The 21907-nt window shown below is 66.6% G+C and carries 19 protein-coding genes; 9 read left to right on the top strand and 10 right to left on the bottom strand.

All coding sequences use genetic code 11. From position 1 onward, the window contains the following. Positions 1-112: 112 nt before the first annotated feature. Positions 113-361, top strand: coding sequence for a DUF1059 domain-containing protein (locus ACE3TQ_RS03415; protein ID WP_374580535.1), 249 nt, complete (start codon positions 113-115; stop codon positions 359-361). Here ACE3TQ_RS03415 and ACE3TQ_RS03420 read toward each other — a convergent pair. After that, complete coding sequence (locus tag ACE3TQ_RS03420) at positions 358-1512, bottom strand: TIGR04552 family protein (RefSeq protein ID WP_374580536.1); 1155 nt, start codon at positions 1510-1512, stop codon at positions 358-360. The two genes, ACE3TQ_RS03415 and ACE3TQ_RS03420, sit on opposite strands and share 4 nt — an antisense overlap. Before the next feature lie 182 nt (positions 1513-1694). Here ACE3TQ_RS03420 and ACE3TQ_RS03425 point away from each other — a divergent pair, with 182 nt between their 5' ends. Further along, positions 1695-2261, top strand: coding sequence for a DUF805 domain-containing protein (locus tag ACE3TQ_RS03425; protein WP_374580537.1), 567 nt, complete (start codon positions 1695-1697; stop codon positions 2259-2261). Further along, the gene (locus ACE3TQ_RS03430) at positions 2262-2771 is read left to right on the top strand and encodes a DUF805 domain-containing protein (RefSeq protein WP_374580538.1); all 510 of its coding nucleotides are present in this window, start codon (positions 2262-2264) and stop codon (positions 2769-2771) included. On the opposite strand, the gene ACE3TQ_RS03435 is transcribed toward ACE3TQ_RS03430, so the two are convergent. From ACE3TQ_RS03435 to ACE3TQ_RS03465, 7 genes are read right to left on the bottom strand one after another with little or no spacing between them, the layout of a single operon-like run. Next, positions 2749-4053: a DUF58 domain-containing protein gene (locus ACE3TQ_RS03435; RefSeq protein WP_374580539.1), complete on the bottom strand. Its 1305-nt coding sequence runs from the start codon at positions 4051-4053 to the stop codon at positions 2749-2751. The genes ACE3TQ_RS03430 and ACE3TQ_RS03435 overlap by 23 nt on opposite strands. Next, entirely contained in the window at positions 4053-5045 is a 993-nt protein-coding gene (locus ACE3TQ_RS03440) for an AAA family ATPase (protein WP_374580540.1), read from the bottom strand. The genes ACE3TQ_RS03435 and ACE3TQ_RS03440 overlap by 1 nt, the downstream gene beginning before the upstream one ends. A gap of 1 nt (position 5046) precedes the next feature. Beyond that, positions 5047-6351 (bottom strand): DUF4350 domain-containing protein, encoded by a 1305-nt coding sequence (locus ACE3TQ_RS03445; protein WP_374580541.1) that lies wholly within the window; start codon positions 6349-6351, stop codon positions 5047-5049. Beyond that, complete coding sequence (locus ACE3TQ_RS03450) at positions 6348-7928, bottom strand: hypothetical protein (protein WP_374580542.1); 1581 nt, start codon at positions 7926-7928, stop codon at positions 6348-6350. Before ACE3TQ_RS03450 ends, ACE3TQ_RS03445 begins: the two co-directional genes overlap by 4 nt. Next, positions 7915-8874 carry a stage II sporulation protein M gene (locus tag ACE3TQ_RS03455; protein ID WP_374580543.1) on the bottom strand — a complete coding sequence of 320 codons (960 nt, stop codon included), beginning with the start codon at positions 8872-8874 and terminating at the stop codon, positions 7915-7917. The genes ACE3TQ_RS03450 and ACE3TQ_RS03455 overlap by 14 nt, the downstream gene beginning before the upstream one ends. Then, positions 8871-9563, bottom strand: a complete 693-nt coding sequence (locus ACE3TQ_RS03460; protein ID WP_374580544.1) for an RDD family protein — start codon at positions 9561-9563, stop codon at positions 8871-8873. Before ACE3TQ_RS03460 ends, ACE3TQ_RS03455 begins: the two co-directional genes overlap by 4 nt. A gap of 46 nt (positions 9564-9609) precedes the next feature. Further along, a complete protein-coding gene (locus ACE3TQ_RS03465; RefSeq protein WP_374580545.1) occupies positions 9610-10347 on the bottom strand; it encodes a substrate-binding periplasmic protein in 738 nt (245 codons plus the stop codon). A 243-nt stretch (positions 10348-10590) separates the two neighbouring features. On the opposite strand from ACE3TQ_RS03465, the gene ACE3TQ_RS03470 reads away from it, so the two are divergent. The 5 genes from ACE3TQ_RS03470 (at position 10591) to ACE3TQ_RS03490 (ending at position 16220) form a co-directional block, all read left to right on the top strand. Beyond that, positions 10591-13167, top strand: a complete 2577-nt coding sequence (locus tag ACE3TQ_RS03470; protein ID WP_374580546.1) for a TonB-dependent receptor plug domain-containing protein — start codon at positions 10591-10593, stop codon at positions 13165-13167. 88 nt (positions 13168-13255) lie between these two features. Further along, a complete protein-coding gene (locus ACE3TQ_RS03475) occupies positions 13256-14185 on the top strand; it encodes a histone methylation protein DOT1-like protein (protein ID WP_374580547.1) in 930 nt (309 codons plus the stop codon). 1 nt (position 14186) lies between these two features. Beyond that, positions 14187-15032 (top strand): GNAT family N-acetyltransferase, encoded by an 846-nt coding sequence (locus ACE3TQ_RS03480; RefSeq protein WP_374580548.1) that lies wholly within the window; start codon positions 14187-14189, stop codon positions 15030-15032. A gap of 343 nt (positions 15033-15375) precedes the next feature. Next, positions 15376-15555 carry a hypothetical protein gene (locus ACE3TQ_RS03485; RefSeq protein WP_374580549.1) on the top strand — a complete coding sequence of 60 codons (180 nt, stop codon included), beginning with the start codon at positions 15376-15378 and terminating at the stop codon, positions 15553-15555. A 62-nt stretch (positions 15556-15617) separates the two neighbouring features. Next, positions 15618-16220 (top strand): DUF1579 domain-containing protein, encoded by a 603-nt coding sequence (locus tag ACE3TQ_RS03490; protein ID WP_374580551.1) that lies wholly within the window; start codon positions 15618-15620, stop codon positions 16218-16220. A gap of 49 nt (positions 16221-16269) precedes the next feature. Here the strand turns inward: ACE3TQ_RS03490 and ACE3TQ_RS03495 are convergent, their stop codons facing one another. Continuing rightward, positions 16270-17895: a methyl-accepting chemotaxis protein gene (locus ACE3TQ_RS03495; protein ID WP_374580552.1), complete on the bottom strand. Its 1626-nt coding sequence runs from the start codon at positions 17893-17895 to the stop codon at positions 16270-16272. A gap of 106 nt (positions 17896-18001) precedes the next feature. Next, the gene (locus tag ACE3TQ_RS03500; protein ID WP_374580553.1) at positions 18002-19654 is read right to left on the bottom strand and encodes a M28 family metallopeptidase; all 1653 of its coding nucleotides are present in this window, start codon (positions 19652-19654) and stop codon (positions 18002-18004) included. 169 nt (positions 19655-19823) lie between these two features. Here ACE3TQ_RS03500 and ACE3TQ_RS03505 point away from each other — a divergent pair, with 169 nt between their 5' ends. After that, positions 19824-21848: a M13 family metallopeptidase gene (locus tag ACE3TQ_RS03505; RefSeq protein ID WP_374580554.1), complete on the top strand. Its 2025-nt coding sequence runs from the start codon at positions 19824-19826 to the stop codon at positions 21846-21848. The last annotated feature ends 59 nt before the right edge of the window (positions 21849-21907 follow it).

Genomic DNA, 21907 nt, shown 5'->3' on the forward strand with positions numbered 1-21907 from the left:
GCTGGGATTGCCCGTGCCTGTCAAACGCGAAGGCAGCTGGCGCCGCCACAAAGCATGGCATTGCGGGCGCGGCAGCCTATAGTGTAAGTAGCTTTTCAATAGGGAGGCTGCCATGAGCCGCAAGTACATCGACTGCCGCGAATTCCCCAGCGACACCCACTGCAGTGTCGCCATTTCGGCCGACAGTGCCGACGAGCTGCTGGAGGTTGCCGTCCAGCACGCCGTCTCGGTCCACAAGCATACCGACAGCCCGGAGCTGCGCAGCGCCATCCGCGGCCTGATCCATGAGGGCATGCCGCCGGAAGTGGTGGTGCCGCCGGGCGCCATCACCGGCGCGCCCGAAGGCGTGCGCACGCACTAGGCGGCGCGCACCGCGGGCTGCGCTTCCAGGTGGCGGATCAGGTCGCGCCCCAGCACGCGCAGGCGCGCCGTGTCGACTTGCCGCTTCTTGTAGGCGTCGTGGCTGGCCGGCCCTTCCAGGGTGCGGCCATGGCTGGCCTTGTCCATCAGCTGGATCTCGTACTCGAAGAAGAAACCGATATCGTAGTCCGGCCCCATGGCCGCCGGGTCGTCCGACGGCACGTGGATCATCTTGCGCACGGTGACCTGGATGCTGTTGAAGCCGGCGCCGCTGTGCGGGTTGTCGGCCTGCGTCTGCGGCGCGGCAATGGCCATCAGTTCGGCGTCCATCTTCTCCAGCAGCGCGGCCGGGTAGCCGTTGGCCGCTTCCAGCATGCAGCGGTACTTGGTGAAGATTTCCTTGGCCGCCTCCATGTCGAGCAGGGTGTTGCGGGTGCGCTGTGAATCGACATTGGTGACCGAGATGACGTGGGCGCGCTGCAGGGTGCGCAGGGCCAGCAGGCATTCGAAGCGGGTATTGAAGATCAGCCGCACGCCCAGGTGGTCGAAGATGTCGGCCGCCAGGTAGGCCGCCTTTTGCAGCAGCTTGAGCAGGATGCTGTTGCGGCTCTTGTTGTTCTTGCGGTCAAAGTGCAGCAGCGGCAGGCAAATCTCGCCATCGCTCAGGTAATGCTGGCCATCTTCCTGGCGGATCACCTCGTCCAGGCTGGCGAACACCTGCTGGCGGATGATGTTGAAGTAGCGTAGCTTGAGGTTGTTATCGATGTAGAAGATGCCGTGCATGACCTTCAGCACGGCGCACGACCACATGCGGCGCAGCTCCACCTGTTCATTGCCGTGCAGCGAGGCGAACACCAGCAGGTCGAGCGGATCGGCCGGCCGCGCTACATCGGGCGGGATCAGCGCGGCCTGGTCCGGCGTGAGGAAACTGCTGCAGATGAAGTCGAGCGCCTCACCATGGGCGCGGGCGATCACCGCGCGCGCATGCGGGTTGTCGATGTCGAAGCCGTACTCGCGCACGAATTCGCGGGCGTCGTGCTGGTTGCGCAAGGCCAGCCCGCCCAGGTCAATTGCCGAAACGCCGGAGGCGATGGCGTTCAGGTAGGTCCAGTTGATGGAAAACTTGCCCTGGCACTTGAGGGTGGCATCCATGGCGGCGTTCGCGGCTTTCGTGTGTTAGTGCAACCGTCCAGTCTTCTAAGAAAGTATCGCAGCCAAAGGTGCAGTCTGCAAGGCGGCTGTTGTAAGCAAATCGCGCTTGCGCATTAGTAAAAAAATAATGTAATATTTTCTTTAAAGTAATTTTTTGCAAAGACCTTTAACTGGAGCCCTCCGTGACCAATCCCTATTCCATGCCGCAAGCCCAGCTGACCGAACCGGTCAGCAAGGAAACATATATGCCGAAGTTCTTTGCCGTGAACGGCCGCATCGGCCGCGTGCGCTACCTCGCCTACAGCACGGGTGCCGTACTGTTGATGATGCCGCTGTTGATCCTGATGTTTGGCGGCATCGGTGCGTTTGCCATGACGGGCGGTGTCGAAGCCGCCGCCAGCGCCAGCGCGTTTGGCATGGCGGCTTTCTGCGCGCTGTCGTTTGCCGTGTCCATCATCCTGGCGCGCCGCCGCCTGCATGATATGAACAAGACCGGCTGGCTGAGCGTGCTGGTGCTGATTCCGCTCGCCAACCTGTTTGTCCTCCTGTGGCTGCTGTTCGGTTCCGGCGATGCCGAGTCCAATGACTTCGGTCCGGCGCCGGCGCCAAACACCACTGGCGTGATCATCCTGGCCTGGTCGATGCCGGTGCTGGTGGTGGTGATCAGCATCCTGGCGGCCATCGCCATCCCGGCCTATGCCGATTACGCTGCCAAAGCCAAGGCGGTGCAGATGGAGAACGGTCAGTAATTGACCCACAATCCGTACGCGGCACCCCAGGCCGAGCTCGGGCTTGCGCCCGAGCCGGCCGGCACGCCGCGCCTGCCGGCCTGGAACGGGCGCATCGGGCGCCTGCAGTTTATGGCGTATTGCCTGCTGGGCGTGGCGGCGACCGCGCTGTATGTCGTGCTGGGCGTCGTGCTGCTCGAAGTGTTGGGCATGCTGATGGATGAACATGGCGCGCTGCGTCCGAGGGCGACGCAAGGCCTGAACGTCTCAACCTTACTATTGTTTGGGCTGGCGATCGTGACGGCCGTGCGCCGCCGTTTGCACGATTTCGATGTCAGCGGCTGGTGGACCTTGTTGCTGCTGTTGCCGCTCTTCCAGTTTGTTTTCCTGATCTACCTGGTGGTCGCACCGGGCACGCCGGCGGCCAACCGCTTCGGTCCGCCAGCGGCGCCGGCCAGCATGCGCGTGAAAGCGGTGCTGGCCTTCGGCTGCCTGTTGCTCGGCTGGCTCATAGCGCGCCGCTTTCTTTGATTTCGAGGTAGCGGTTCAGTAGCGCGCCGGCCAGCTGGTCGGGCGCGACATCGACCAGGTGGCCGGCGCGCAGGCCGAGGCGGCGGATGGCTTCCTGGCGCTGCGCCAGGTAGTGTTCGCTGGCCGCCAGCCGCAAGGCATCGTCGAAGCCCTGCACCGGCGCGGTGCTGGCCGCATCCAGCGCGCGCTCGCGCAAGCTGGCGCACAGCACCAGGTGGCGCGCCGACAGCAGGTCCACCGCCTGGCGCAGCGCTTCGTCATCTTCATCCCGCACATTGGTCACCAGCACGACGAAGGCGCGCCGCCCCAGGCGGTTCAGCAAGTCGTTGGCGGCGCGCAGGTAGTCCGGCGCCGCTTCGCCCGGCTGCACGTCGTACACGCCGGCCAGCATGCGGTCCAGGCCGACGCGCCCCTTGGCCGGCGGCAGCCAGCGGTTGTCCACCCCGAAGCTCATCAAGCCGACCGCATCGCCCTGCTTGCCGGCCACGAAGGACAGCGTCAGCACGGCGTACAGCGCGTGGTCGAAGTGGCTGATGTCGCCGTCGCGCGCCAGCATGCGGCGCCCGGTGTCGAGCAGGAATACCACCTGCTGGTCGCGCTCGACCTGGTACTCGCGGCTGATCGGCTTGCGGTGGCGCGCGGTGGCTTTCCAGTCGATCGAGCGCAGGCTGTCGCCGCGCCGGTATTCGCGCAGCTGGCGGAAGTCGGTGCCTTCGCCGCGCTGGCGCTTGACCAGCGAGCCGCTGGTGGGGGCCTGGCGGTCGGTGGCGCGCAGGGCCTGGCCCAGCAGGCGCGCCACGTCGGGGAAGACCTTGGCCACCTGCTGCGGGCCGATGCGGTGTGTGGCCTGCCACAGGCCGAGCGGGCCGGCCACGCGCAGCCACGGCACGCCGAAGGCGCCGTCGCCGCGCTCGTGCGGACGCACGCGGTAGGCGATGCTGGCAAAGGCGCCGGGCGCCAGGCGCGTGGAATGCGGCATGCCTTCCAGCTCCCAGGCCGGCGGGTAGTCGTCGAAGACGTCCAGCCGCAGCGGCGCCGCGCCTTCGTTGTGCACGGTCAGGCGTACCTCGTGCCAGGCGCCGACCGGCAGCACGCCGCCCATGCTGCGCTCGGCGCGCAGGGCGGGGCGGCGCCGCGCCAGCAGGGCGTCGGCGCCGGCCGCCAGCAGCACGGCGCCGCCCAGCATTTGCCAGGGCGCCTGCAGCTGCGGCCACAGGCTGGCGGGAACGCCGAGGGCGGTCAGGCCCGCCAGGGCCAGGAACATGCGGCGGGTTGGCTTCATCAGTTGCGCGGCGCGGCGACCGATTCGATCAGCGCGGCCAGCACGTCGTCCGCGCCCAGGCCATCGAGTTCGCTTTCCGGCGACAGCGCGATGCGGTGGCGCAGCACCGGCAGGCTGGCCTGCTTGATGTCGTCCGGGGTGGCGTAGTCGCGCCCCGCCATCAGGGCCATGGCGCGCGCCAGGCGCACCAGGGCGATGCTGCCGCGCGGGCCGGCGCCGACCGCCACGCCGGGCCAGGCGCGGGTGGCGCGCGCCAGGCGCACGGCGTAGCCGGCCACCGCTTCGTCGACGCGGATGCGCGCCACCAGCTGCTGCAGCGCGACCAGGGTGTCCGGCTTGATCAGGGTGCGCACCTGGGCCACGTCCAGGCCGTCGCCCACGCGCTCCTGCGTCACCGCCAGCAGCATCGCGGTCTCCTCCGCCTCGCTCGGGTAGGCGATGCGCGCCTTGATCAGGAAGCGGTCGAGCTGCGCTTCCGGCAGCGGATAGGTGCCTTCGCTTTCCAGCGGGTTCTGCGTCGCCAGCACCATGAAGGGCGAACCGAGGGTGTGCGCCTCGCCTTCGATGGTGACCTGGCGCTCCTGCATCGCTTCCAGCAGGGCCGACTGGGTCTTGGCCGGGGCGCGGTTGATCTCGTCGGCCAGCAGCAGGTGGGTGAACACCGGGCCCTTGCGCACGCTGAAGGTCTGCTCCTTCTGGTCGAACACGGCGTGGCCCATGACGTCGGCCGGCATCAGGTCGGGCGTGAACTGGATGCGTGAGAACTCGCCGGCAAAGGTTTTCGCCAGCGCTTTCACCAGCAGGGTCTTGCCCAGGCCGGGCACGCCTTCCAGCAGCACGTGGCCGCCGGCCAGGCAGCAGGCCAGCACCTGCTCCACCACGGCCTGCTGGCCGACGATGGCGCGCCCGACTTCTTCGCGCAGGCGCTGCACGATATCGATGGCCTGCGCCAGGCGGTCGGGCGGGATGCCGTTGAAAGTTGGGGCGGACATGCTATCGCTCATAAGGGGCTCGCAATTGTTGGAGTGTTGAAATCTGGCGGGTGAATTCGGCGGCGCGCGCGGCCGGGGCGCCGAGCAGGGCGTCCGTGACCAGGGCCTCGGGCAGTCTGGCCAGGCGCGCCAGGCGGCGCGCGCGTTCGTTGCCGTCCAGCGCGTGCAGCTCCGGCAGGCGGCGCAGCAGCAGTTTTTCCGTGCGCTGGCGCACCGCGCCCAGCAGCAGGGCGCGCCCTTGCGGCAGGCGCCACAGCCAGCGTCCGCTGGCGTCGATATGTTCGATCAGGGCGCGCCGCTCGCTGGCCAGGGCCGGCAGCAGCGGGCCGAAGCGGCGCGACGCGTCCCAGGCCCACAGCAGCAGCAGCGCGGCCAGGCCGTACAGCAGCGGACGCCAGTGCTGCCACAGGTAGGCGGCCCAGCCCACGGTTTCATTGTGGCGCACCAGCAGCACCGGCGCCTTGGGTCCGCTCTGCCCGGCCAGCAGGAGCAGCAGCTCGCCATGGTCGAAGTGGCGCAGGCCGTCGTTGTCGAAATAGCTGTCGCCCGGTTCGGAAGCCACCATCGCCACCTTGCCGCGCCCTTCGCCGAAGACCAGCACGGCCAGGCCGTAGGTGTCGCCCCACAGCGGCTGCGGGCCTTCGCTGGGCAGGCGCTGCAGCACGTCGGACAGGCGGCGCAGTTCGATCCGGTTGGGCGCGCCCGGCGCGTGCAGGCAAGCCAGGCGCGCCGGCGCTTCCGGTTCCTCCGCTTCCTCGTCCCCGTCTTCCGCGTCTTCGGTCCGGCCTTCGGCCTCGGCTTTGGCGGCGGCGGCGGCGCGCCGCTGCGCTTCCAGCGGGTCGAGGCGGCAAGTGTCGTCGATGCGGCTGCGGCTGGCCATGGCCACGCCAAAATGCTTGCCGAGCGGGTCGGCCAGTTCCTGGCTCAGGGCATCGCCGGCGTCTTCCTTCTGTTCGCTGTTCTGCACCCAGCCCGGCGTCATCACCAGGGTATTGCCGCGCCGGACCCACTGCAGCAGCAGCTCGGCCTGGCGCGCGTCGGGCTGCTGGGCCCAGGGCGAGAGGATCAGCACGCCGTCCGGCAGCTGGTTGAGCAGCTGGTAGTTCAGCATCGGTTCGACCCGCACCTTGTGGCCGCGCGCTTCCAGCAGGCGGGTGGCGGCCAGCATCGGGTTCTTCAGCTGGGCGTCCGAGTAGTACAGGGTGCCGCGCCAGACTTTTTCAAACAGCACCGGCCACAGGCTGTAGCCGGCGCCGGCCAGCAGCGCGAGCAGGATGGCGATGAGCAGGGTGTGCTGGCGCTTCATGCGGCCTCGCGTTCAAAATGCGCCTGCCAGCGCGCGCACAGGGCGTGCACCGCGTCGCCGGCCGGCCAGCGCGCGCCATAGGCGGCGTTCAGCCACAAGCTGGTGGCCTGGTCGGCCAGGCCCAGGCTGGCGGCGTCGAGGCTGCCGTGCGCGTGGGCGCTGCGCGCCAGGGCCAGGCATTCGCCTTCGGTGGCGCCCTGGTGCAGCTGCAGCGCATGGCGGTTGACCAGGCGCGACAGGGTGGCGCGGTACAGCAGGGCCAGCGCGGCGCGCTGCTGGCCCTGCTGCCACAGTGCGCGTACGCTGCCGGCCACGTCGTCCGGCAAGCTCTCGGCACGGATATCGAGGCCGCCGATTTCGGTCGCCAGGCGCGGCCCCTGCGCCCGCTCGAAGTTGAAGCGCAGCGGCGCCGCATAGCGCCACAGCAGCCAGCCGACCAGGGCCAGCGCGCCGAGGATCAGGGCGGTCTTCAGCACGCCGCCCAGGATGGCGCCGAGCCAGGCGGGCAGCAGGGCCTCGCTGCGCGTTTTTTTCTTTTCCTGCGGCTCCAGCTTGTAGCGCCACTCCCATTGTTCTTCGCAGCGGTAGCCGCGCAGGTCTTCATGCGCGAACACCTGCTCCAGCTGGCGCCGGATCTCGGCCTGCTGCGGTGAGGCGTCGGCGGCGCGGCCGCTGGCTTCCTTGCGCAGTTCTTTCGGCGCGGTGCATGCGGCGGCAGCCGGCGTGCCGGTGGCGGCCGCCTGCACCGGCGGCGGCATGCCGGCCAGGGCCAGGGCCAGCAGCGGCGCCGCCAGCAGCACGCTGACACTGCGCCGTGCGCCGGCTGGCTTGGCCGGGGCGCGCAGCTGGCGCAGCACGATTTCCAGGTCCCACGCTTCCAGCGTGGCGCGCCGGTTCAGGTAGAGGGTGAAGGTGCATGCGGTGTAGATCGGGCCGACGATGGCGCCAGCCAGGCTCCAGGCCAGCGTGCTGAGCGCCGCCTGCCACGGCGCCGTTTCGCGCGTGGTGAACAGGGCAAACGGGTCCGGGTTGTGGTTCGACATGAACAGGCTGAGCAGGGAGAGCAGGCCCAGCATCAGCACCATCTCGAAGACCCAGCACATCACGCCGAAGGTGAAGGCCGACAGGCCGGTGCCGTTGCGCGCGATGGTGGCGCGGCGCGCCGTGGCAACCGAACCACGCGCGCCTTCCAGCACCCACACCGGCTGGTGCAGGCCGCGCCCGGCCATGAAGGGGCGCCACCAGGTCAGCATGCGCAGCCAGCCGCCGCCCAGTTCGCGCGGCCAGGCGCGCAGCGCGCTGCGCCAGCTGGCCTGTTCGCCGAACACCTGGCGCGACAGCACATGCAGCGGCGCCCGCTCCAGCAGTGGACGCAGCCACCACGGCAGCAGCCAGCCCAGCGCCAGGTCGGGCGCGTGCCAGCTGATCGCGATGGCCACGGCGCACAGCGGCAGCCACAGCGCGAGCCAGGCGCGCCACACGTCGGCGCCGCCGGCGTGCAGCAGGGCGAAGCCCAGGTCCAGCCCTTGCGCATTGCTGCGCGGGCGCAGGTCGAGGCGCAGTTTATCGAGCTGCATGCGCGCCTTTCCCGCGGCCGGCGCAGGCGAAGAACAGGATCACCAGGGCCCAGCAGACGGCGCCGACGCTGTACTTGACGGCCGGCGCGGCGCTGCTGGCCGACCAGAACGCTTCGAAGAAGGCGGCCAGCACGGTCAGCAGGGCGGCGCCCGCCACCAGCGGGTACATTTCGATGCTGGCCTGCTGCAGGGCGTCGCGCCGGCGCAGGCGGCCCGGCTTGATGAGCGAGAGGCCGAGGCGGATGCCGGCCATGCCGGACAGCACCAGGCCGGCCAGCTCAAAGCTGGCGTGGGTCACCACGAAAGACCAGAAATTGGTGCGGGTGGCCGGGTCGAGGCTGAGCCAGGCCGCCGCCACCCCCATGTGCAGGCCGTTGAACAGCACGATCAGCAGCGCCGGCACGCCGCCGAAAATGCCGCTGGCGAAGGTGCGGAAGTCGATCGAGACATTGTTCCAGATGTAGTGGCCGAACATCTGCACATCGCCCTCATTGCCGCCGCGCCCGGTCTTGAAGCTGGATGGCGCATACATGCTGTGCATGCGCGCCAGCTCTTCCGGCGAGGAGAACAGGTAGGCGTGGCGCGCGTCCTGCCACACCAGCAGGCCGATGGCGAGGGCCGGGCCCAGCAGGCAGAACAGCACCAGCAGCAGCAGCTTCCACTCGGCGCGCACGCGGCGCGGCAGGTCCACCCGCAGCCACTGCAGCAGGACGGTCGGGCGCTCGGCCGCCACGCCGTACAGGGCATGGTGGCAGCGCGCGACCAGGTCGTGCAGGTGCGACACCAGCTGCGGCGAGTAGCCGCGCTGGCTGGCCAGGGCCAGGCACTGGCACAGGCGGCGGTATTGCTCGGGCAGCGCTTCGCGCCCTTGCTGGCGGCTGGCCAGCGTGGTTTCGATCGCGCTCCAGAGCGGACCGTAGACGGTTTCAAATTGCGCTTGTTTCATCGTACCAGTCCTGCGGCCATGCCGCGCAAGCGTTCCAGCGAGGCTTCGCCGACGCGTCCGGTCAGCGGCTCGGCGATATCGGCCAGTTCCAGCATGCGGCCGTAAGGCAGGCGGCTTTCGCGGGCAAACAGGTCGGCCAGGGCGCGCTGCTGCTCCGGCGTCAGCGGGAACGGCAGCGGCAGCGGCGCCGCGTCCGGCACCTGGCCGCGCGCCGGCGGCTTGTCGCGGTACACCACCTGGGTGCCGGCCACGATATCGCCCAGGCGGCGGAAGTGGCGGTCGCACAGCATGCTGAGCAGGCCGGAGGCGTAGAACATGGGCAGGAAGTCGGCCACCAGCAGCAGGTTGCGCAGCACCGATTCGCGCCAGCGCACCGGCAGGCCGTCGGCGCGCAGCACCTGCAGGCCCAGCACGTACTTGCCGAGCGTGCGGCCGCCGGCATACACCTCGCACAGGACCGGGTAGGCCCAGTAGGCGAGGAACAGGATCAGCAGTGTGACGCCGGTATACAGCTTGGGCGAGGGAATGATGGCGCCCAGCAGGGCGACCAGGGTGAAGCCGCCAAAAGTCCAGGCGCAAAAGTCGATGGCCCAGGCCATGGCGCGCGCGGCCGGACCGGCCGGCGTCAGCTGCAGGCGGACGCCTTCCGGGGTGGTCAGCGCGAGGCGGCCGTCGAGGAGTGATTTCATGTCTTTTATTTAACCATAAAATTTCCTCAATGAAAATATTGCGTTTTTATTTAGTGTGGGGCAGGGCCTCCATTTCGAGCTGGCGGTAGTCTTTGCTCTGGCGCACCGCGGCGATCGCCTGCCAGATGGCTTCGATGCGCTGCGGGTCGCGCTCGTAGGTCGGGCGCGCCACCATCAGGTGCAGGCTGATGGTGCTGTAGGGTAAGTCCGCCTGGCGGATGCGGCCCTTGAAACGGGGATCGTCGCGCGCCAGCTGGCTGGCCTCGAAGCCTTGCAGCACGGCCACATCGTAACTGCCGGAAGCGAGCATGCGCAGCGCATCGGCCGCCGATTTCACGGTATCGCGCGTGTTAAAGCCGCGCTCGCGCAGCTGCTGCCCGACCAGGTAGCCGGACTGGGCCACCACCACCTTGCCCGGCGCCACCAGCTGCTGGCCATCCCAGCTGCCATGGCCGCCCACGCGCAGGAAGACCAGGGCTGAATCCTCGAACAGGGCGCGGGCCGGATCTTCGCGCCCGTCGGGCAATTGCGGGATGCGCGACCAGGCGCGCCGTTCGACGGCGTCGGCGGCGCCGATCACGCCATCGACCTGCCCGAGCTTCAGCTCGCTCATGCAGCGCTTCCAGGGTTTGGGGGAAAAGATGAATTGCTCGCTGAGGTGGGCTGCCACGCGCCGGAGCAGCTCGAAATTGAGGCCCTTGCCGCCCGGCGTGCTCCAGGGGCGCTGGTTGACGTCTTCAAAGCACAGGCGCAGCGGCGGCTCCTTTGCAGCATGGCAATTCATGCTGGTACACCAGGCCAGCAAAACGCAGAGGCACTTATAACCCATAACCCAAGACTAGCACGCTGTTTTTTCCGTAACCCATTACTTCAAAAAAAAGATCCAGCGCTGTTGTATTTACGTTTGACATAACTTGAAATCATGGACGCATAAAAATGTTGCATATACATTCAGCGCTGGAAGCAGGAATCGGGGGAAAGTTTCGAATTTAATTTATCTCAGCCGTGGTAAAGGAGAAGAAAATACATGAATAAACATTTTCCTATTGCAGCACTGATGTTGTCCGCCAGTCCCTTCGTTTTGCTGGGACATGCCTATGCACAGGAGGCCGCCGCGCCGGCGCAAGCGCAGCAAGCTGCCGAGACCACCACCGACGAGATCCAGAAAGTGGTGATCGTCTCCACCGGCAGCCGCGGCGCGCAGCGCACCATGGTCGATACGCCGGTGCCGATCGACGTGCTGAGCTCGCGCGAGCTGAGCAAGACGGGCCAGGCCACCCTGGATAAATCGATGCAGTTCCGCGTGCCGTCCTTCAATACGGTGCAGACGCCAGTCAACGACGCCACGTCGCTGCTGGACCCCTATGAAATCCGCAATATGGGCCCGAGCCGGGTGCTGATCCTGATCAATGGCAAGCGCAAGAACATGAGCTCGCTGGTCTACACCCAGACCTCGCCCGGCCGCGGCGAATCGGGCGCCGACATTTCCGCGATCCCGGCCGACGCCATCAAGCGCATCGAGGTGCTGCGCGACGGCGCCTCGGCCCAGTACGGCTCCGACGCCATTGCCGGCGTGGTCAACATCATCCTGAAGGACAATGCCGAAGGCGGTTCGGTCACGGCGCGCACCGGCATCACCCATGAGAGCGACGGCGGCATGGGCGGCTTGAGCCTTAACCAGGGCTTTGCCCTGGGCGGCGACCGCGGCTTCTTCAACTACACCATCGACGCCTCGCGCGTGAACCTGGCCAGCCGCTCGGGCGTGGTCAGCGCGGAGGGCGAAGCGGCCGACTTCAGCGCCCCGCTGGCCGAGGTGCAGGCCTTCCTGTCCAAGTATCCCGACGCGCGCAACATCAACGGCTCGCCCAAGACCAAGGCCGTGAAGGGCCTGTTCAACACGCGCTATGAGCTGGGCGACGGCGCGGCAATCTACGCCAACGGCGCCTACGTCAACAAGAAAATCAACTCCTTCGCCAACTACCGCACGCCGTACTGGCGGCCGACCGACTACGGCCTGCTGCACCCGGCCGGCTCGGCGTACGAAGGCTACCAGCCTACCTTCGACGGCACGCTGGATGACTACAACCTGACCGGCGGCCTCAAGACCGAGCTGGCGGGCTGGGCGGCGGACTTCAGCCTGACCTACGGCGGCAACGAGCAGAAGTACGATGTGCGTAACTCCATCAACCGCGACATGGGCGCCTCGTCGCCGACCCGGTTCTACGCCGGCGGCGTGAAATTCGAGCACTATGTGTTCAACGGCGACATCTCGAAGCAATTGACCGACAGCGTCAACTTCTACGCCGGCACCGAGCTGCGCCACGAGAAGTTTGCAGTGAAGGCAGGCGACAAGGCGTCGTGGGACGGCACCGGCGCCGACTCCTTCGCCGGCAACCACCCGACCAATTCCTTCCCGTCGTCGCGTTCCAACTACGGCGTGTATGCCGGTTCCACCTGGGACATCAGCAAGGACCTGCTGCTGGACGGCACCGGCCGCTGGGAGAAGTACACCGACTTCGGTTCGGCCTTCGTCTGGAAGCTGTCGACCCGCTACAAGGCCAATGACTGGATCACCCTGCGCGCCTCGGCATCGAAAGGCTTCCGCGCGCCGTCGCTGGCGCAGATCTACACGCAGAAGGCGCAGTACTCGTTCGTGGCCGGCGGCGGCATCCAGGTGTCCGGCCTGGTGAACAACGTCTCGGCGGCGGCGGCGGCGCTGGAAGTGCCACGCCTGAAAGCGGAGAAGTCGGACAACATCACCCTGGGCCTGGGCCTGAAGCCGAACGACAACACCAGCATCACCGTTGACTACTACAACATCAAGGTGAAAGACCGCATCGTGCTGGGCAAGGAAATCGGTCCGAAGTGCCACCGCGATCCCGACCTGCCGCCGGCTGAGGATGAACTGCAATACCAGACCTGCTTCAACTCGAGCAAGCTGGACCAGGAACTGGCCAAGGCCGGTATCGTCTCGGTGAGCTTCTTCATCAACGCCATCACCAGCCGCACCGAAGGCCTGGACTTTGTGCTGTCGCGCAAGAACATCCCGCTGGCCGACGGCAAGCTGACGCTGAACCTGTCCGGCAACTACACGCTGAAGAACGAGCGCGACGGCGCCGTGAACAATCCGAAGCTGGTGGCCGACGCCGGCCAGTCGGTGATGGATGCGACGCAGGAAGCGCTGATGTTCACGTCGCGTCCGAAGCACAAGGTCATCCTGGGCGCCGACTGGGATTACCAGAAGCTGAACCTGTCGCTGAACAACACCGTGTTCGGCCCGACCCGCTTCCGCCAGGCGGGCCTGGACAGCAACCTGGAGACCAAGTTCAAGACCAAGAACGTCACCGACTTCGCGCTCAACTACCAGCTGGCGCGCAATATGACTCTGTCGTTCAACGTCAACAACGTGTTCAACACCACGCCGGAGTGGGAGTTCCGCGCGCTCAATGCGGAAGGCGAGAAGATCCTGGCCGACGCCGCCAAGCGCAAGGTGCAGACCAACCTGATCACCTTCAACGGCCGCTACGATATGGTGACCTACGACGGCTCGCACTTCAGCCAGCTGGGCCGCACGTACGCCGCGTCCCTCAACTACCGCTTCTGAGCAGCCTTCCTGCCACGGCAGAAACCGCCCCTCGGGGCGGTTTTTTATTGGCATAATCGTTCTAACGAACTCGACCGAAAGGACCCCGATGCAGCATTCCGCCTTGCGGCAGGCCATCACCGATGGTGAGCAGCACCTGCGGCCGGTACTGGCCGAGGCGCAGTTCCAGCGCTATGTGGAGGTGGGCCTGGCGCTGCGCGCGGCGTTCCGCACGCCGGCCCTGCGCGAGGTCTTTATCGCGCGGCTGAAACCGCACCGGCGCCTGCTGGCCGGGCCGCTGCCGGCCGGCATCCACCGGCACGGCATGCTGCCGCCGCAGGCGCCGCGGCGCAGCCTGGCCGAGATTACCGATGCCGAGCTGGCGCAGTGGCTGGTCGATGACGGGCGCCTGGTCTATGGCGAGTTCACGCCGCAGGAGCTCGACAACTACTTCGCCGTGCTGGCGCCGTGGCTGCCGGAGCAGGGCCGGGGTGGCGGCCATTTCATCGACCTGGGCAGCGGCCTGGGCAAGGTGGTGATGACGGCGGCGCTGGCTTTGCCCGGTATGCGCTGCAGCGGGGTGGAGCTGCTCGGCTACCGGCACGAGATGGCGCAGGCGCGCCTGGCCGCGCTGCTGGCGGCGGGCGATGCGCAGGCGGCGACCGCCATTGCGGCGCGCGTGCGCCTGCGCCAGCAGGACATGTTCGAGGCCGATGTCAGCGATGCCACCGTGGTCTACCTGTACAGCACCTGCTTCGCGCCGCTGATGGAGCGCCTGGGCGAGAAGCTGGCGCGCGAGCTGCCGCAGGGCGCCCTGGTCAGCACCACCACCGTTCCCCTGCTGCATCCCGGTTTCGAGCTGCTGCAGCGCTTCGATCCGCCCAGCGTGGCGTGGACCACGGTGTTCCTGTACCGCCGGCGCGATGCCAGCCGCGGCGCGCCGGTGCCGGCGCGCGCCCTGTACGAACCCGATGGCGCGGCCTGGGAAGCGGCGGTGCGCGCCGCCTTCGCCCTGCATGATGCCGAACAAGGAGAATGAGATGGACATCCGTGCCATGACGCTGGCCGAACTGGAGATGGTGCTGGAGTGGGCTGCCGCCGAGGGCTGGAACCCGGGCTGGCAGGATGCCGCCAGCTTTTATGCGGCCGACCCGGATGGCTTCCTGCTTGGCCTGGTCGACGGCGTGCCGGTGGCCAGCATTTTCGCCGTGCGGTATGGCGCGGGTTTCGGCTTCATCGGCGGCTATATCGTGCGGCCCGGCTGGCGCGGGCAGGGGCATGGCATGGCCGTGTGGCGCGCCGGCATGGCGCACCTGGCCGGGCGCAATGTCGGCCTGGATGGCGTGCCCGCGCAGCAGGCCAACTACGCCCGCTCCGGCTTCGTCCTGGCGCACCGCAATGTGCGCTATGAAGGGCAGGGCAGCGGCCTGCCGGCCGAGGACCGCGTGCTGCCGCTGGGCGCGCCGGACTTCGACGCCATCGTGGCATACGACCGCGCCTTTTTCCCGGCCCCACGCGAAAAATTCCTGCGGCACTGGCTGGCGCAGGAAGGCAGCATCGTGCTCGGCGTGCGCGACGTGCACGCGGCCGACGCCGCACTGCTCGGCTACGCCGTGCTGCGCCCCTGCCGCAGCGGCTTCAAGGTTGGCCCGCTGTGCGCCGAAACGCCGGCCGTGGCCGACGAACTGCTGCACGCCCTGCGCGGCCGCGTGCCAGCGGGCGCCCCCATCTACCTCGATGTCCCGGAGCCCAACCGCGCCGCCATCGCGCTGGCCGAACAGCACGGCATGCGTCCCTGCTTCGAAACCGCCCGCATGTACACCGGCCCCGCCCCCGACCTGCCGCTGGCGCGCCAGTACGGCATCACGAGCTTCGAACTGGGTTAAAGCGCAAAACACTTGCTCCAACGCAAACCGCGAGGAATCAAGCCGGGCTAATCTGCCTTTCACGCCACTCGGATTGGGGGAGTCGATGTCCAACTTCTATTTTTACTTTCGGGAGAACATGCAATCCCTTGGGTTGCCCGCTGTCGGCGCGGTTATTGGTAGCATCGCTGTTGCGACAGGCCGTACGCTGAGCGGGGGAGTCACTTTGGCCGATGTTCTGTGGGATATCCGATGCAACGGATTGTATCGACCTTGGCTGGCGGACACCATGCGTCGCCATCCTGCGATATATGATAACAAGGGTGATTGGTCGTAGCGTATATCGGACAAGGATGATTCGATAATGAAGGACCAGTTGTGGCTGCTAGTAACTGCCATTGCCTGTGCGCTTGTTGCATGGGCTTTTTGGCGTTACCTGGATTCAGATGCCATTGTCGCGTTGATGATGCTGGCCTTGGTGTCGGCTGTGCCGGATAACCTGCGCCTGCGGCGCAAGTTGCGGGAAAACCGGCAACGTGATTGACACGGTGCGCGAATGGCGCGGAGAATGGCTCTTCCCAATCACCTGCTGGATAGGAGGATGCTATGAAGCTCCGTCGTGTCGCGCAGTACCTGGTGGTCGTTGCGGGATTTACCCTGGCTGGCGCTGCAACAGCGTCGGATAAGAAGAAGTCGGGTCCGCCGGATGAGAAGGCGGCGATGGAGGCGATGGCCAAGGCTTCCACCCCGGGCGAGGCGCACAAGAAGCTCGATGCGCTGGCCGGCAAGTTCAGCGTCAAATCCAGAATGTGGATGGACCCATCCAAAGCACCGGAAGAGAGCACCGGCACCGCCGAGCGCAAATGGATCATGGGTAACCGCTACCTGCAGGAGAGCTACCAGGGCAGCTTCATGGGCCAGGCCTTCGACGGCATGGGGATATCGGGTTACGACAACGTGACCAAAAAATACTTCGGCAGCTGGATCGATTCCGGCAGCACCAGCATGACGCTGTCGCGCGGCACCATGAGCGGCAACACCATCACCTACAAGGGCATGATGAGCGACCCGATGGCCGGCAAGGAAGTGCCGTATACGATGAAACTGGTCATCGCCGACAACGACAACCACAAGATGGAAATGTGGGGCCCGGGCCCGGGCGGCAAGGAAATGAAGTGGATGGAGCTGGCCTACGCGCGCGTGAAATAAGGGCGCGGGCGGCGCAGCGGGCAGGCTGGCCCGTTGCGCCGTGCAGCGCTTAGCTGCGGCCGAGGCGCGGCGCCTGGCCTGGGCGGCCGACGCGGCCGGCAGACTGCGCGCCACCATCGCCATCCAGGCGGAACACGCCCACCGCCTGCAGCAGCGCGGCCGACTGCTGCTGCATGCTGGCCGCCGCCGCCGCGGCCTGCTCCACCAGCGCGGCATTCTGCTGCGTTACCGCGTCCATCTGCGAGATCGCCTCGTTGACCTGCGCGATGCCCACGCTTTGCTCATTGCTGGCGGTGCTGATTTCATTGATGATCTGGCGCACGCGGTGTACGCTGTCCACCACTTCCTGCATGGTGCTGCCGGCCTGCGCCACCAGCGCGTTGCCGACGCCGACGGTTTCCACCGAAGCGCCGATCAGGTCCTTGATTTCCTTGGCCGCCGCCGCGCTGCGCTGCGCTAGGTTGCGCACTTCGGACGCCACCACGGCGAAGCCGCGCCCCTGCTCGCCGGCGCGCGCCGCTTCCACCGCCGCATTCAGGGCCAGGATATTGGTCTGGAAGGCGATGCCGTCGATCACGCTGATGATGTCGACGATCTTGCGCGACGAGCTGTCGATCGAGGCCATGGTCTCCACCACCTGCGACACCACGGCGCCGCCCCGCTGCGCCACTTCCGAGGCGCTGGCGGCCAGCTCGTTGGCGGTGCGGGCGCTGTCGGCATTCTGGCGCACGGTGGCGGTCAGCTCCTCCATCGAGGCAGCGGTTTCTTCCAGCGAGCTGGCCTGGTTTTCGGTGCGCGCCGACAGGTCGCTGTTGCCGGCCGCGATTTCGCTGGAGGCGGTGGCGATGGTGTCGGTGGCGGTGCGCACCGAGCTGACGATGCGCGCCAGGTCGTCGCGCATGCCTTTCAGCGCATTGAGCATGCTGCCGTCGTCGTCGCGCTTGACGCTGATCGGCACCGTCAGGTCGCCGCCGGCGATGCTGCGCGCAATGGACGAGGCGTAATCGGGTTCGCCGCCCAGCTGGCGCAGCAGGCCGCGCGCGATGAACAGGCCCACGCCCAGCAGCAGCGCCGCCAGCAGCACCGCGCCGATGGCGAAGGTGACGGCGCGCCCGCGCACGGTGGCATCGACCGTGTCGACATACACGCCCGAGCCGAGCACCCAGCCCCAGGGCTCAAAGCCTTTGACGTAGGACACTTTCTTGACCGGTTTGTCGCTGCCGGGTTTCGGCCACATGTAGTCGACCGGACCGCCGCCCGACTTTTTCACGGTGTTGACGAACTCGACAAAGAGGAATTTGCCGGTCGGGTCCTTATTCGTGCTCAAGTCTTTATTGTCGAGTTCCGGCTTGATCGGGTGCATCACCATCTTGGGCTGCATATCGTTGAGCCAGAAATACTCGTTGTTGCCATAACGCAACAATTTGATGGCCTCCATGGCCTTTTTCTGCGCCTCGGCGCGCGGCAGGGCGCCGCTGCTTTCCTGCTTTTGGTAGTAGTCGAGCACGCCGTAGGCGGTTTCCACCGCCTGCCGCACATTGCTGGTGCGCTCCTCCAGGATCAGGGTGCGCTCGGACATCAGGAAAATGGCCGTCAGCAGGATGATGCCGACGATGGCGCCGGCGTTCAGCACGGCCAACTTCTTCGCGATACTCATGGACTGCGTGAAATTCATGGTTGTCTCCAGCTGCGAATAGTTTTTTTGTGAATCCAGCATGGCACGGCTCGCGAAAAAAGAAAAGGCCCTCCGAAGAGGGCCTTGACTTGGCTTAGTTTGCGCTTTACTTCGCGCGCTTGGCTGCGCTTTGGTCACGAATCGTGCGGAACTCGGAGTCGCTCGCCCAGTTCGGCCAGGCTTTCGAATCGGCCAGGTCGCGCCCTACGCTGTACAGCACGCCCAGGTCGCGTGCCATGCCGGTGAACGGCCACTTGGCGTCCCACTCGTCGGACGGCTGGTGGTAGCTGTTGGCGGTGTAAGCCAGGTTGGCGGCTTTGCCCGCCGCCACGCCGCCGTCTTCCCAATCCTCGCCGGAGCCGATGGAGAAGGCCGGCACGCCGCGCTTGGCCATCGGGAAGTGGTCGGAGCGGAAGAAGTAGCCCGCTTCGGTGTGCGGGTCCGGCGTGAGGCTGACGTTGTGCTGCTTGAACTTGGCGACCAGCGCATCGAGCAGGTCCAGCTTGGCGCTGCCGGAAATGGTGAAGTTGCGCGCCGGGCCGTATGGGCTGAGGGCGTCCATATTGATCATGCCGGCGGTGGTGGCCAGCGGGTAGAGCGGATTGGCCGCGTAGTACTCGGAACCGAGCAGGCCTTTCTCTTCCGCCGTCACGGCCAGGAACACCACGCTGCGCTTGGGCGCCGGCGCTTTGCCGTAGGCGCGCGCCAGCTCGATCAGGGCGGCGATGCCGGTGCCGTTGTCGATGGCGCCGTTATAGATCTTGTCGCCCTTGGCGTCCGGCAGGCCGACGCCCAGGTGGTCCCAGTGGCCGCTGTAGATCACGGTTTCCTGCGGCGCTGCCGAGCCTTCGCGCAGGCCCACCACGTTCTTCGACTTGATCACTTGCGCATCGACCGCGTAGTGCGCCGACAGGCTCACGCCTTTCAGCTCCATCGGCTTGAAGTCGCGCGTTTGCGCCTGCTTCTTGGCTGCTTCGAAATCGAGGCCGGCGCGCTTGAACAGGTCCACCGCCACATCGCGCTGGATCCAGGCTTCCATCGGCGCGTGCGATTTTTTCGGGTCCTTGCGCACGATGTCGTACATGACGTTGGTGTTGGAGTTCTTCACGGTCGGCCAGCCGTAGGACGCCGGCGCGGTTTCATGCACGATGATGGTGCCGACTGCGCCCTGGCGCGCCATCTCTTCGTACTTGTAGGTCCAGCGGCCGTAGTAGGTCATGGCCTTGCCGCCGAATTCGCCCTGGCCGGTTTCGAAGTCGGGATCGTTGATCAGCACCACCGCCAGCTTGCCCTTCAGGTTCACGCCCTTGAAGTCGCTCCACTTGCGCTCCGGCGCGGTCACGCCGTAGCCGACGAAGACCAGCGGCACCTTGTCGAAGTCGACGCGCTTGGCGCCGTTCATGGCGGCGCGCACGGCCATCTGCTCGCCCTGCGCGAACGGCAGGTTGTCCTTGCCGTGGTGCGCGGTCAGCACCACCGGGCCCTGGATCTCGAAGCGGCCCAGCGGCACTTCCTGGAACCAGCTGCGCTTGCCCTTCACCAGGTCGCCGCCCGGCTTCAGGCCGGCGGCCTCGAACTGTTTGGCGATGAAGTCGACGGTCTTCTCCTCGCCGGCGGTGTTCGGGCCGCGGCCTTCGAACTCGTCGGAAGCGAGCACTTTCACGTCCTGCGACAGGCGCTGCGGATCGATCTTCGGCACGTCCTGCGCCTGGGCCGCGGTGGCGGCCAGCAGCATGGTGGCCAGCATGGCGTTTTTCACAACAAACCTCCTGGATGGATAAATAAACCCGGCAAGTATCGGCCCTGCCACGCCGCAGGTCAAATCGCGCCGGCTATGTAACACAGTGTTGCTATCCGGGCCGGCGCGGCCCGCCGGCAGGCGCCATGCGGCATACTGCCGGAAGTATTTTTCCCGTTGGAGGCAACACATGAAACGCACTATTCTTGGCGGGCTGATTTTCGGCCTGGTATCGATCCACGCATTCGCCGCCGATGAGGTTTCCGGCATCGACGTGGCGGGCATCGACCCGCAGGTGCGCGCCCAGGATGACTTCTTCCGCTATTCGCAAGGCAAGTGGCTGAGTAGCGTCGAGATCCCTGCCGACCGTTCCAGCTGGGGCGCCTTCAACGTGGCGCAGGAAAATGTGGAAGGGCAGCTGCAAGCCATCATCGAAAAGGCGGGCAAGGACAAGGCGCGCAAGCCCGGCTCCGACGCGCAGAAGATCGGCGACTACTACGCCAGCTTCATCGACGAAGCGCGCCGCAACGCGCTCGGCCTGAAGCCGCTGAAAGCGGAGCGGGCGCGCATCGCCGCGCTGTCGGACAAGCAGGGCATCGCCGCCCTGGTGGCGCACCTGAACCGCATCGACGCCGGCGGCCCGCTCGACATGGGTGTGCGCCAGGACGCGCGCGACTCCACCCGCTACGTGGTCGGTATCCGCCAGTCCGGCCTGGGCCTGCCGAACCGCGACTACTTCCTGTCCGAGAAGGATGCGCGCCTGGGCGAGATCCGCGCCAAATACCAGCAGCACGTGGAAAAGATGCTGGCGCTGGCCGGCCATGCCAAGGCCGCCGAGGAAGCGGCGCAGATCGTCGCGCTGGAAACCGGGATCGCCCGCGCCCACTGGTCCGCCGTGGAGAACCGCGACCCGGTCAAGACCTACAACAAGCTGTCGCTGGCCGAGCTGAAAGCGCTGATGCCGGGCTTCGACTGGGACGCCTACCTGAAAGGCGTCGGCATTGCCGGCAAGGTCGACGCGCTGATCGTCAGCCAGCCAAGCTACCTGTCGGCGCTGGACAAGCTGATCGACGCCACCCCGCTGCCGGTGTGGAAAGCCTACTTCGAGTTCCACATGCTGAGCTCCTTCGCGCCCTACCTGACGAAAGAGATCGCGGACGAGAACTTCGCCTTCCGCGGCGCGGTGCTGACCGGCGCCAAGGAGCAGCGCTCGCTGCAAAAGCGCGGCATCGCCGAAGTGAACCGCGCGCTGGGCGAGATGGTGGGCAAGGCCTATGTGGCCGAGCACTTCCCGGCCGAGCGCAAGCAGCAGGTGGCCGAGATGGCACAGAACTTCCTGGCCGCCTTCCGCGAAGGCATTGAAACGCTGGACTGGATGAGCCCGGAAACCAAGGCGCAGGCGCAGGTCAAGCTGTCCAAGATCAACGTGAAGATCGGCTATCCCGACAAATGGCGCGACTACAGCGGCCTGAAGGTGGCGCGCAACGACCTGGTCGGCAACGTGCTGCGCTCGCGCGAGTTCAACCACAACTTCAGCACCAGCAAGCTGGGCAAGCCGGTCGACCGCCTGGCCTGGAGCATGACGCCGCAAACCGTCAACGCCTATTACAGCCCGACGCTCAACGAGATCGTCTTCCCGGCCGCGCGCCTGCAATACCCGCTGTACGACGCCAAGGCGGAACCGGCGATCAACTACGGCGCGGTCGGCATCTCCATCGGCCACGAAATCAGCCACGCCTTCGACGACAAAGGCTCGCAGTACGACGGCGACGGCAACCTGCGCAACTGGTGGACCAAGGAAGACGGCGAGAAGTTCGCCGCGCGCGGCAAGATGCTGGTGGCGCAGTACAACGGCTACAGCCCGCTGCCCGGCTACCACGTGAACGGCGAGCTGACGCTGGGCGAAAACATCGCCGACAACGCCGGCCTGATCATGGCCACCCGCGCCTACAACATCTACATGAAAGGCCAGCCCGGCCCCGTGATCGACGGCTACACCGCCGAACAGCGCATCTTCCTCGGCATGGCCCAGGCCCGCCGCGGCAAAGGGCGCGAGAACTTCCTGATCCAGCAAGTGAAGTCCGACCCGCACTCGCCATCCGAGTTCCGCGTGAACGGCAGCGTGAAAAACCACCCCGGCTTCTACGACGCCTTCGGCGTGAAAGAAGGCGACAAGATGTACCTGGCGCCGGAGCAGCGCGTCATCTTCTGGTAAAACCAATTCGGGGTCAGGTCTGACAATCGGACAATCTATGCGCGAAGCGCATAGATTGT

The organism is Pseudoduganella sp., assembly GCF_041914865.1.
Classification (GTDB): Bacteria; Pseudomonadota; Gammaproteobacteria; order Burkholderiales; family Burkholderiaceae_D; genus Rugamonas.